An 11,789-nucleotide genomic window follows, 5' to 3' on the forward strand; every position below is an offset into this window, starting at 1 on the left:
CGGGGCCCTTCGGTTTCAGAGAGTGATTCCTCCTCTTGGGGTCACGGGTCGATCACGATGGTGCAGACCACGGTCCTCGGTTCGAGATCGGTGATCGTCACGCTCGGGTCGTCGATCTCGTCCGTCAGCAGCACCTCGTCGGAGCCGTCGACATCACACGAGATGCTCGAGAACGTGCCGCCGTCGACCTGCGAGTCGACGCTGACCGTGAGGTCGGTCAACGGCGTGTTCGAGAACTCGACCGGGGTCGCCGTGTCGCAGTCGCTCTGCGCGACGACGGTCCCATCCTGCTCGGCGTCGGCCGACACATACCCGTCGGGAACCGTCTCGGTCACGGTGTACGTGCCCGCGGTGAGTCCCTCGAAGCAGAGCAGGCCATCGGCGTCGGTGGTACCGACGAGCGGGTCGACCAGTCCGCCGCCCGTGACCGTGAACTCCACATCTGCCTGCGGGTGGTCACCGGGTCCGGACTCGGCGTGCTTCGCCGTCTTGGAGATCACCAGGGCGCCGCAGGTGTCGATGCCCGTGTCGATCGGCGCGATGAAGTCCTTCATCGCGGCGGTGAACGAGTCGGACGAACGGCTCTTCAGGTAGGCGCTGCCGAGCGCGACGCACTCGTCATCACCGACGATCTCCGAGAAGTTGACCGACGCCTCGCCGAAGGTGCGCGCCGAGACGCTGCCGAGGCCGTCGGACTCAGCCGCCGGGATCGCGCTGGTGTTGATCGATCCGGTCGCGTCGTCGGCGTCGCTCAGGTTGATGCGGACACCCCAGCACGGCGTGCTGTTGGCCGCCTCGCAGAGCGACTTCGGGCCCGTGGCGACCCACCGGGAGAGGAACAGCTCGGGCGAGGTTCCACCGTTGGCCAGGTCGTACTGGATCAGCAGGTCGCCGTCGCTGCGGATCGGCGTCACGCCGTTGCCCAGGGCCGGGTCCGCCTTGTTCTTGTTGAACTCGAAGTCCATGTTCGTCGTGCCGGACGGATCCTGGACACGGTGCCAGAACATGTGCAGGAAGTCGTCGCCTGCCGTCTCCTCGAGGTAGATGCCGAAGTTCTTCAGGTCGCTCTTGTTCGGCGGGATGCTTCCGTCGACGACCGTGGGAACTGGGGTGTCCTCCTTCGAGCCCTGGCCGAACGAGTCGTCGCCGCCGCCGCTGGCGAGGTCGGCCTTGCGCTTCTCGGGGTCGACCAGCGGGTTGGCGTGCGCGAACGACGCCCAGTCGACCGAAGGCGCCGCGTGGTCGACCTTCAGGTTCGCGTTGGTGTCGATCTCGAAGTTGCTCCCGGCGAGGGTGACGTCGCCGTGGCCTGCGAGCGCCGGTCCGCCGACGAGCGTTGCGCCGACGAGCGCGACGAAGCCGCCCGCGGCGGCCAGACGTAGACATCGCTTGCGGAACGCGATCCGTTCCTCGGGCGTGCGGGTTGTGGTGTGGGGCATCTTCGCCTCCCGGGTTCGCAGTCTCGTCCGGTCCGGGCGGGCCGGACGCTCCGCTGCGGGCGACGTGGCGGACTCGGGCGTCCGTCGTCGGCGCGTCCGGTGACGGGGGTAAGGACGTCTCCGGGCGTGCATCGCGCCGTAGTGGGTCTCACGCCGGTCCAGAGGTTACTCCGGTCTTCGGGGCGCCGAAACTGGTATTGAGGAATACTCATGTACCCAGATCGGGGGGCGGGGGGACCTCGCGCCCGCCCGCATTCGAAGGAGGTCCCGCCGGTGGGAGCCGGCGGGACCTCCCGTGTCAGATGAATCGGTTGATCAGATCGATTGGACGATCCGCTCCTCTCTTACGGATCGATCACGATCGTGCAGACGACGGTCCGAGGCTCGAGGTCCTCGATCGTGATGCTCGGGTCGTCCAGGGCGTCCGCGAGGCTCACCGTGTCCGATCCGTCGACATCGCACTCGATGCTCGAGAACGTGCCGCCATCGACCTGCGAGTTGACGCTCACCGTGATATCGGTCAGCGGCGTGTTCACGAACTCCTTGACCGCGCCCTCGTTGGCGGAGTCGCAGTCGGCCGCCTCAGTCACGTTCGCCGTCTGGGTGCCCACGTCGGCGTAGCCGTCGGGAACCACTTCGGTGATCGTGTAGAGGCCAACGCCAGGCAGGTCGCTCACCAGCAGGTCGGTGGCACAGGCCACGCCGCTTGCATTCGTCGTGACCGTGATGCCCTCAGCCGGCAGCTCGCCGCCCGTGATCACGAAGTCGACGCCCTCGTGCGGGTGGTTCTCACCCAGGCCGTCGGCCGCGTGCTTGCGCAGCTTGGTGATTTCGATCGCACCGACCTCGCGGTCGTCGTGGAACGTGCACGTGATCGCGTCACCGGGGTCCAACTGGATCGAGGCCGGGTCGGAGCCGTCGTCACACGTCGCACTCACGAGGTTCCAGTTCGTCGGAACCGTCTCGGCCACGTCGTACGTGCCCGGGTCGAGGTCCGAGAAGGTCCTCGAGTCCGCGCCCGCTGCGCCCGCGGCGGTCGTCGTCAGTGTGAACGGCGACGGCGTGAGGCTGCCTGACGTGAAGTCGAACGACCCGAACCCGCTGTCGGTGATCTTCTCGACGGTGATCGAGCCCGCTGCTCGGTTGGTGTACGTGCAGTCGAGCAGGTCATCGGCGTCGTCGATGTCGAAGGTCACGACCGCGCCGCTGATGTCCGTCACTACTCCAGCCGAGCTCGCGTCGCAGTTGAGGCTCACGAGCTCCCAGCCTGCGGGCAGCGCGTCCTCAGTCACCGTGAGGTCTGTACCGAACAGCACGTTCGGATACGACTTGCTCTCGGTGTCCTTCAGGACGAACGTCGGGTCGACTTCGCCCTCCAGCGTCGAGAAAGAGGTTGAGTAGTCGAACGACGTGTCCGTGAGGTCCGGACTCGGCTGGGTCACCTTGCGGATGATCACCTGGCCGCCCGTCTGGTTGCCGTACGTGCAGTCGAGGATGTCACTAGCATCTTCGATGTCGAACGTCACCGTTCCGGTGGCTTCGTCCTCCACGTACTCGACATCTGCACTGCTCGCAGAGCAGTCGATGTCTTCGAGCGCCCAGCCTGGTGGCAGGTCGTCCTCGGTGATCGTGAGGTCCTCGCCGAAGAGCACGTCATCGAACTGGATGTGCTCGCCGTCCCCGAGCGTGAACGTCGGGTCGGTGGCGACCAGCGTCGAGAACGCCTTGGTGAAGCCGAACGGGAAGTCCTCCGGGTCCGTCGTGGGATCCGTGACCTTCCGCACGATCACCGTGCCACCGGTCTCGTTGTAGTACGTGCAGTCGACCGAGTCGCTGTTCGCATCGAGATCGAAGGTGATCGTTCCGGTCGCGATGTCCACCACCGGATCGACGCCAGAACTTGCGTCGCAGTCGATGTCGGCGAGCTTCCAACCCGTCGGCAGCTGGCTGAGATCCTCCGTCACCGTGATGCCGTCCCCGAGGAAGACCTCGTCGTAGGCCTGGCTCTCCGTGTCCTTCAGGCTGAAGGTCGGGTCGTCGCCGTCCGGCGTCGAGAAGTTCCCCGTGGTGTAGGCGAACGACGAGTCCGAAGGATCGGGGCTCGGGTCCGTCACCTTGCGGATGGTGACCTTCGCACACGAGTCGATGCCCGTGTCCAGCGGGGCGATGAAGTCCTTCATCGCCGCCGTGAACGAGTCGGACGACCGGCTCTTCAGGTACGCGCTTCCGAACGACACGCACTCGCCGGTGCCGACGATCGCCGAGAAGTCGACGCTCGCCTCACCGAACGTGCGCGCGGAGATCGCGCCCAGACCATCGGCGTTCGCGGCAGTGATCGCTGTGGTGTTGATCGAGCCGGTCGCGTCGCCGACCGAGGTCAGGTTCACGCGGTCTCCCCAACACGGGGTGGCGTTCGCCGCCTCGCAGAGCGACTTGTTCCCCGTCGTGACCCAGCGGGAGAGGAACAGCTGGGGGTTCGTGCCGCCGTTGGAGAGGTCGTACTGGATGAGCAGGTCGCCGGCGGTGCGTACAGGTGTCACGCCGTTGGACGAGATGACCTCGGACTGGTTGAACTCGAAGTCCATGTTCGTCGTGCCCGAGGGGTCCTGGACGCGGTGCCAGTACATGTGCAGGAAGTCCTTGAGCTCCTCGACGTCGGGCGCCGGGTTGACGTCCACGGTCTCGAGGTACGTGCCGAAGGTCTTCAGGTCGCTCTTGTTCGGCGGAATGCTTCCGAACTCGGGCGTCGGGACCGGCGTGTCCTCCTTGGAGCCCTGGGTGAACGAGTTGTCTCCGTTGCCCGATGGCAGGTCGGACTTGCGCTTCTCAGGGTTGTCGTCGTCGGTCGTCACATCCGGGAGGTCGTTTGCGATCGACGCCCAGTCCTCGGACGGGGCCGCATCGTCGCGGACGAGGTTGGCGTTGGTGTCGATCTCGAAGTTGCTGCCGGCGAGGCTCACCTCTGGATGGTTCGCCTGCGCGGGTGCCGCCACGAGGGCCGTCGCAGTGAGGCCGATGAAGCCGGCTGCGGCTGCGATGCGGAGACATCGCCGTCGGAACGACAGGCGTTCCTCGGGCGTTCGGGTTGTTGACAGGGGCATCTTCGCCTCCCGGGTTCGCAGTTTCGTCCGGTCCGGGCGGGCCGAACGGTCCTCTGCGGGCGACGTGGCGGACTCGGGCGTCCGTCGTCGGCGCGTCCGGTGACGGGGGTAAGGACGTCTCCGGGCGTGCATCGCGCCGTAGTGGGTCTCACGCCGGTCCGAACGTTACTCCCGGCGATGAGGCGCCGATAGGTCGAATGAGCCATCCTCATTACCCCAGATGGGGGCACGCGGAGCGCAACGCGTGGCAGCATGAAGCCATGACCGAGCCAGCACGACGGCTCCGAGCCGACCGACCGAGTCCAGCGCCGAGTCCCGACCGCGGCCCGGTCGAGGCGATCCGCGCGAGCTTCGTCACGGAGGAATCCGTCTACGGCGTCATCCTCGTGTCGGGCATGATCGTCGTCGCCGGCGGGCACGGCGACAGCTCGTGGTCGGTGTTCTGGACCGTGACCATTACGGTCGTCGTGTTCTGGGCCGCCCACGTCTACGCCGGCACGGTCGCCCACCACGGCATGGACGAGCACCGCATGGTCGGCCTCGGCGAGGCGTTCCGGATCTCGCTGCGGCGCTCCCTGGGCCTGCTCGTCTCAGCCCTCATCCCGTCGTTCATCCTGCTGCTCGGCGCCACGCGCGCCGTGCCCGATCAGCTCGCGATCTGGAGTGCGCTCTGGGCGGGCGTGGTCGTGCTCGCCGTCCTCGGCTTCATCGCGTTCCGCCGCCGCGGCGCGAGCCTCCTCCGGCAGGTGATGGGTTCGATCGCGACGGCCGGCTTCGGCATCGCCATGATCCTGCTCAAGGCGTTCGTGCACTGACGACCGCGCGGCGCCGCGACCACGCCACGGGACCATCGTCCCCGACGCCGTCGAGACCGCGCCGATAGCGTCGGCCGCGAGGCGTCCGACGACGGAGGAGTGCGCCATGTCCGATCCGACCAGCCCCGAGCTCGACCTGCGCGCCCGCATCGCCGCACTGGAAGCCGAGAACGCGACCCTTCGCGAGGCGACCGGTGCGACGGATGGCGCGGCCGCCGGCTCCGCGACATCCGCCGCCGCACCCCGCCCCCGTCGCCGTCGCGGCCGCACGATCGCGGCCGTGGCCCTCGTGATCATCGGGCTGCTTCTCGCACCGGTCGCCGTCGTCAGCGCGTGGGCGCGGCTGCAGCTCGTCGACACCGACCGATTCGTCGAGACGTTCGCGCCGCTCGCCGAGGATCCCGACGTGCAGGCGCTCATCTCCGCCCAGGTGACGGATGCGATCGAGGAACAGGTCGACATCCCCGGGCTCACCAAGGACGTGTTCGACGGGATCCGGAGCCTCGACCTGCCGCCGCGCGCAGAGGACGCGCTGGGTCTGCTCGAGGCGCCGGCCGCGCAGGGCCTGTCGACACTGGTCGGCAACGTGGTCGACCGGATCGTGACGTCCGACGCCTTCGAGGAGATCTGGCGCGCCGCGCTCACCGCCAGCCACCGGCAGTTCATCGCCGCCATCCAGGGCGACCCGGACGCCGCACTCGCGATCAGCGATGACGGCGCCCTGAGCATCCAGCTCGGGCCCATCATCGAACGCGTCAAGGAGCGGCTCGAGGAGCGCGGCATCGGGTTCGCCTCCGCCATCCCGGCCATCGACCGCAGCATCGTGATCGCCCAGGCAGACTCGCTCGTGCTGCTGCAGACGGTCTACACGCTCGCCGTCGCGGTCGGCACGTGGCTGCCGTTCATCGTGCTGCTGCTGCTCGTCGCGGGCGTCCTCGTCGCGAAGCGGCGCAGCGCCGCATTGGTGTGGACCGCGGGCGGCCTGGCGCTCACGATGCTGATCACGTTGGCCGGATACGGCACCGGCCGCCTGTTCTTCGTGAGCACGGTGAGCCCGTCGATCATGCCCGCGTCCGCCGCGCGGTCGATCTGGGACCAGCTCGTCGAGCTGATGATCTCGTCGATCGCCGCATTGACCGTGCTGGCGATCGCGGTCGCGCTGATCGCGTGGCTGTCTGGTCCGTGGCGTCCGGCGCGTGCGGTCCGGTCGTTCACCGACGACGGGTTCACCGCCGTGCGGAGCAGCGCCGAAGCGCACGGCATCACGACGGGCCGGTTCGGCGAGGCGCTGCACCGCTACCGCGTGGCGATCTTCGCCGGTATCGCGGTCATCGCGGCGCTCGTGCTCCTCGCGAACCGGCCGCTCGAGGTGTCGACCGTGGTCTGGACGGTCGTGTTCGCCCTCGTCGCGGTGCTCCTCGTCGAGCTGCTCAGCCGACCCCCGGCGGAGCCCGGCCCGGCCGCCGAACCCGACACCGACGGCGCGGCCGATGAGATCGTGCCGCCCGGCGCAGCGACGACGGCGCCCGGCGCATCGGCCGACGAGGTCGACGACGCCCTGCAGCGCATCGACACCGCACGTCCTGCCGGCTGATCGCCGCGCGGCGCGTACAGTCGTGTGGGATGAGACGCACGACGATCGCCCTCCTGGCTGCGCTCGAGGCCGCCGTCTGCACGCTCGTCGGCTACGGCATCGCGCTCGTGCCCCTCATGGTCCTCTGGGCGACGCGATTCGAGCTCGCCGCGCCCATCGACGTCTTCTTCCGTGCCGCCGCCGACGCGTGGCTGCTCGGTCACGGGGTCGACCTGGTCGTGCGACTCGACGAGCTCACCGCGGCATCCGTCGGCGTCGGCGGCGCCGCCGAACCGTTCACGGTCACGATCGCGCTGCTCGGCTTCTCGCTGCTCACGTTCGCCTTCGGGGTCCGCATCGGCCGCCGGGCGTCCGACAGCGGCACCCCGATCGTCGGCGCGGCGTCGGCGGTCGTCGTGGTCGGCCTGCTGGGTACGGGGCTGGGGGTCTTCGGCACGACGGATGTCGCGGCGCCCGTCGTCTGGCAGGGCGCCGTGATGCCCGCCCTCGTCATGGCCGCAGGGGTCCTCGTCGGCATCGCGATCGCCTTCGCTCGAGGCGGGTGGTCGACGGATGTCACGACCGGCGCCGTGCGCCGCGGTGTCGATGCGTTCCCGCTCGCCGCCCGAGCAGGCGTGCGCTCCGCCATCCGCATCGGCGTCGGCTCGGCCATGGGCGTGATCGCCGTGGCGGCCGTGCTCGTGACCGTGCGGATCGCGGTCGAGCACCCGACCATCATCGGGCTCTCGCAGGCGCTGGCCGCCGGCGTCGATGGCGGCATCGCGATCGTGCTCGCCGAGCTCGCGTTGCTGCCGAACCTCGTCATCTGGGCGGCGGCGTGGATCCTGGGCCCAGGATTCGCACTCGGCGCCGGCACGACGGTGTCGCCGAGCGTCACGCTCATCGGGCCCGTGCCCGGCCTGCCGCTGCTCGGCGGGCTGCCGGCCGAGGGCGCCCCGCTCGGCGTGCTCTGGCTCGCGCTGCCCGTACTGCTCGGCTTCGGGGGTGCGGTGCTCGTCGCGCGGTCGGCGCCCGACCGCGACGGAGAGCCGTGGTGGGTGACGCTGGCCGTCGGGCTGGCGGCCGGAGGGATCGCGGGTGCCGTCCTCGGCGTGCTCGCCGCCTGCTCGGCGGGCGCCGTCGGCCCCGGGCGGCTCGCCGAGGTCGGGCCCGATGCCCTGCTGGTGGCCGCCTCAGCGGCGTCGAGTGTCGGCGTCGGAGCGATCGCGGGCGCGTTCGCGGCGCGGTCGCGCTCGCGGCACGGCGCGCCAGAACAACCCGGTCGGCGCCTGCCGCCGGATCCGGACGACGCGGCGCGCCCGCCCGACGCCGCGTCGGCCGACACCGTGCCGCTCGAGGGCCTCGCGCGCGGAGGCCCGACTCGCTGACGCACGCACGCGTGCTCACTTGAGCGGCCCGCCCCGTGTCATCCGCTCGACCGCGCGACGGGTACCCTCGTAGGGTGCTGAAGCTCGTCGTGCTCATCTCGGGCACGGGATCGAACCTCCGCGCGCTGCTCGAGGCGTCGGAGGACGCCGAGTTCCCCGCGCGGGTCGTCGCCATCGGCGCCGACCGCGAGGCGGACGGGCTGGCGCTCGGCGAGCAGTTCGGGATCCCGTCGTTCACCGTGCCGTTCACCGCCTACGACTCGCGCGAGGCGTGGGGCGAGGCGCTCATCGAGCAGGTCCGCCGGTGGGAGCCCGACCTCGTCATCCTCTCGGGGTTGATGCGGCTCGTGCCGCCGGCCATGGTCGACGCCTTCAGCCCGCACCTCATCAACACGCACCCCGCGTACCTGCCCGAGTTCCCGGGCGCGCACGGCGTGCGCGACGCGCTCGCCGCCGGGGTCACCGAGACCGGCGCCAGCCTCATCGTGGTCGACAACTCCGTCGACGGCGGCCCGATCATCGCGCAGGAGCGCATTCCCGTGCTGCCCGGCGACACCGAGACCACCCTCCACGACCGCATCAAGCCCGTCGAGCGGCGCCTGCTCATCCAGGCCGTGCTCGACATCGCCAACTCCCACCTCGACCTGAAGGAGCTCGCCCGATGAGCGGAGCCGCGATCGATCCAAGCCTCTATCGCGAGCGCGACATCGTGCCCGTGCACCGTGCGCTGATCGCCGTGAGCGACAAGACCGGGCTCGTCGAGCTCGCGTCCGCCCTCGTCGACGCCGGCGTCGAGATCGTCTCGACCGGCGGCACGTCCAAGGCCATCGCCGAGGCGGGCCTGCCCGTCACCCAGGTCGCCGACGTCACCGGCTACCCCGAGCACCTCGATGGGCGCGTCCGGACGCTGCACCCCGGCGTGCACTCGGGCCTGCTCGCCGACCTGCGCCTCGAGCACCACGAGCGCGAGCTCGCGGGGCTGGCGATCAAGCCGTTCGAGCTCGTGGTCGTGAACCTCTACCCGTTCGTCCAGACCGTCGCCTCCGGCGCCGCGCACGACCAGGTCATCGAGCAGATCGACATCGGCGGGCCCGCCATGGTGCGCGCCTCGGCGAAGAACCACGCCAACGTGGCCGTCGTCGTCTCACCCGACCGGTACGACGAGATCGTGTCGGCCGTGCGCGCCGGCGGCACGACACTCGCCCAGCGCCGCGACCTCGCGCGCGAGGCGTTCCGCCACACGGCCACCTACGACATCGCCGTCGCCTCCTGGATCGGCAACGTCGTCGCGCCCGACCAGGCCGTCGAGGAGTCGCCGTTCCCGAGCTGGGTCGGCGGCGCCTGGACCCGCGACGCCGATCTCCGGTACGGCGAGAACTCGCACCAGAAGGCGGCGCGCTACTCGTCGATCGGCGGGCGCCCCGGCATCGCGCAGGCCGAGCAGCTGCACGGCAAGGAGATGTCGTACAACAACTACGTCGACGCGGATGCCGCGGTGCGGGCCGCGTACGACTTCGATGCGCCGGCCGTCGCGATCATCAAGCACGCCAACCCGTGCGGCATCGCCGTCGCGTCATCCGGCGCCGCAGACCCGATAGCCGACGCCCACCGCCGCGCGCACGAGTGCGACCCCGTGTCGGCGTTCGGCGGCGTGATCGCCGCGAACCGCACGGTCACGCGCGGGATGGCGGAGACCGTCGCCGGCATCTTCACCGAGGTGCTCGTCGCGCCCGACTTCGAGGCCGAGGCGATCGAGGTGCTCACCCAGAAGAAGAACATCCGCCTGCTGCGCCTGCCCGACGGGTTCACGCCGACCGCCGTCGAGATCCGCCAGGTCTCGGGCGGGCTGCTCATGCAGCAGGCCGACCGGTCGTTCGCGCCCGCCGGCTCGTGGACGCTCGCCGCCGGCGAACCGGCCGACGAGGCGACCCTCGCCGACCTCGAGTTCGCCTGGCGCGCCTGCCGGGCCGTCAAGTCCAACGCGATCCTGCTGGCCACGGATGGCGCGTCCGTCGGCGTCGGCATGGGCCAGGTCAACCGCGTCGACTCCTGCAAGCTCGCGGTCGAGCGGGCCGGCGACCGCGCCGCCGGGTCGGTCGCGGCATCCGACGCGTTCTTCCCCTTCGCCGACGGACTGCAGATCCTGCTCGACGCCGGCGTGAAGGCCGTCGTGCAGCCCGGCGGATCCGTGCGCGACGAGGAGGTCGTCGCCGCCGCCAAGGCCGCCGGCGTCACCATGTACTTCACCGGCGAACGGCACTTCTTCCACTGACTCCGGCGGTACGCTGGGGGTGAGGGCGCCCACGAAGCGCCTGCACAGCCGCGCCCACAAGGCGATGAACAAGGAGAACGATCGATGACGATCATGGACGCCCCCGTCCCCACCCCTGCCCACGAAGTCCACGCCGCACTGCCCGTCGACGCCCCCGACCACGAGCGCGTGCTCATCACGCGCGGTCCCCGCTCCGGGCTCACCATCATCGTCGCGGTGCACAGCACCGCCCTCGGCCAGGCGCTCGGCGGCGCCCGCGTCTGGCAGTACGAGCACTGGACCGACGCGCTCGCCGACGCCCTGCGACTCTCGCAGGCCATGACCCTCAAGAATGCCGCGGCCGGCCTCGCGCGCGGCGGCGGCAAGTCCGTCGTCTGCATCCCCGCCGGCGAGACCCTCGACGAGGCGCGCCGTCACGACGCCATGCTCGACCTCGGCGATGCCGTCGAGTCGCTCGGCGGCGCCTACATGACCGCGGAAGACGTCGGCACGAGCGCCGAGCTCATGGCGACCGTGCACCAGCGCACCGAGCACGTGTGCGGCCTGCCGACCGAGCAGGGTGGCGTGGGCGAGCCCGCCGACGCGACGGCCGCAGGCGTGCACGCCGGCATCCTCGCCACGCTCGACCACGTCTTCGGCTCGCGCGACGTCGCCGGGCGCCACTTCGTCGTCTCCGGCCTCGGCCAGGTCGGCGGCCGCCTGGCCCGGGCGCTCGCCGCCGGCGGCGCACGGCTCACGGTGACGGATGTCGCGACCGGCAAGCGCGCGCTGGCCGACGAGCTCGGCGCCGCCTGGGTCGACCCCTCCGAGGCGCACCGCGTCGAAGCCGACGTGTTCGTGCCGTGCGGCCTCGGCGGCGTGCTCACGCCCGAGGTCGTCGAGCAGCTGCGCGTCCGCGCAGTCGTCGGCGCCGCCAACAACCAGCTCGCCGAGCGCGACGTGGCCCGCATGCTGCGGCAGCGCGGCATCGTGTGGGCGCCCGACTTCGTGGTGAACGCGGGCGGCGTCGTGTACCTCGACCTCGCCTCGGCGCCCGGCATCGGCCAGGAGGAGCTCGACACGCGCATCGCCGGCATCGGCGACGTCGTGGGCACCGTCCTCCGCGACGCCGACACCGCTGGCATCACGACGCTCGAGGCCGCCGAACGGCTCGCGCGGACGCGTCTCGACGCCGCGCGCTGACCGCCCCATTCGACGGCGC

The 11,789-nt window shown here is 70.5% G+C and carries 8 protein-coding genes; 6 read left to right on the plus strand and 2 right to left on the minus strand.

Translation table 11 applies throughout. The features are described from left to right. Positions 1-41 precede the first annotated feature (41 nt). Positions 42-1,439, minus strand: coding sequence for a prealbumin-like fold domain-containing protein (locus ACFQ58_RS06255; RefSeq protein WP_376950168.1), 1,398 nt, complete (start codon positions 1,437-1,439; stop codon positions 42-44). A gap of 344 nt (positions 1,440-1,783) precedes the next feature. Beyond that, positions 1,784-4,540 (minus strand): hypothetical protein, encoded by a 2,757-nt coding sequence (locus tag ACFQ58_RS06260; RefSeq protein ID WP_376950169.1) that lies wholly within the window; start codon positions 4,538-4,540, stop codon positions 1,784-1,786. A 260-nt stretch (positions 4,541-4,800) separates the two neighbouring features. On the opposite strand from ACFQ58_RS06260, the gene ACFQ58_RS06265 reads away from it, so the two are divergent. The 6 genes from ACFQ58_RS06265 (at position 4,801) to ACFQ58_RS06290 (ending at position 11,770) form a co-directional block, all read left to right on the plus strand. Beyond that, positions 4,801-5,355 (plus strand): hypothetical protein, encoded by a 555-nt coding sequence (locus ACFQ58_RS06265; RefSeq protein WP_376950170.1) that lies wholly within the window; start codon positions 4,801-4,803, stop codon positions 5,353-5,355. Between the two features lie 106 nt (positions 5,356-5,461). Beyond that, positions 5,462-6,949, plus strand: coding sequence for a hypothetical protein (locus ACFQ58_RS06270; protein ID WP_376950171.1), 1,488 nt, complete (start codon positions 5,462-5,464; stop codon positions 6,947-6,949). A 29-nt stretch (positions 6,950-6,978) separates the two neighbouring features. Continuing rightward, on the plus strand, positions 6,979-8,316 hold the full coding sequence (locus ACFQ58_RS06275) for a DUF6350 family protein (RefSeq protein ID WP_376950172.1): 1,338 nt from the start codon (positions 6,979-6,981) through the stop codon (positions 8,314-8,316). A 74-nt stretch (positions 8,317-8,390) separates the two neighbouring features. Then, entirely contained in the window at positions 8,391-8,981 is a 591-nt protein-coding gene (purN, locus tag ACFQ58_RS06280; protein ID WP_376950173.1) for a phosphoribosylglycinamide formyltransferase, read from the plus strand. Next, positions 8,978-10,588 (plus strand): bifunctional phosphoribosylaminoimidazolecarboxamide formyltransferase/IMP cyclohydrolase, encoded by a 1,611-nt coding sequence (purH, locus tag ACFQ58_RS06285; protein WP_376950174.1) that lies wholly within the window; start codon positions 8,978-8,980, stop codon positions 10,586-10,588. Before purN ends, purH begins: the two co-directional genes overlap by 4 nt. Before the next feature lie 84 nt (positions 10,589-10,672). Beyond that, positions 10,673-11,770, plus strand: coding sequence for a Glu/Leu/Phe/Val dehydrogenase dimerization domain-containing protein (locus ACFQ58_RS06290; protein WP_376950175.1), 1,098 nt, complete (start codon positions 10,673-10,675; stop codon positions 11,768-11,770). Positions 11,771-11,789 lie beyond the last annotated feature (19 nt).

Origin of the sequence: Agromyces sp. NPDC056523, from assembly GCF_042794545.1 — a bacterium.
Lineage (GTDB): Bacteria > Actinomycetota > Actinomycetes > Actinomycetales > Microbacteriaceae > Agromyces.

Excerpts from the sequence above, each read along its gene's own strand:
- ACFQ58_RS06255 (WP_376950168.1), bottom strand. The coding sequence starts at position 1,439 with ATGCCCCACACCACAACCCGCACGCCCGAGGAACGGATCGCGTTCCGC.
- purH (WP_376950174.1), top strand. The coding sequence starts at position 8,978 with ATGAGCGGAGCCGCGATCGATCCAAGCCTCTATCGCGAGCGCGACATC.
- ACFQ58_RS06265 (WP_376950170.1), top strand. The coding sequence starts at position 4,801 with ATGACCGAGCCAGCACGACGGCTCCGAGCCGACCGACCGAGTCCAGCG.
- ACFQ58_RS06270 (WP_376950171.1), top strand. The coding sequence starts at position 5,462 with ATGTCCGATCCGACCAGCCCCGAGCTCGACCTGCGCGCCCGCATCGCC.
- ACFQ58_RS06260 (WP_376950169.1), bottom strand. The coding sequence starts at position 4,540 with ATGCCCCTGTCAACAACCCGAACGCCCGAGGAACGCCTGTCGTTCCGA.
- ACFQ58_RS06275 (WP_376950172.1), top strand. The coding sequence starts at position 6,979 with ATGAGACGCACGACGATCGCCCTCCTGGCTGCGCTCGAGGCCGCCGTC.
- ACFQ58_RS06290 (WP_376950175.1), top strand. The coding sequence starts at position 10,673 with ATGACGATCATGGACGCCCCCGTCCCCACCCCTGCCCACGAAGTCCAC.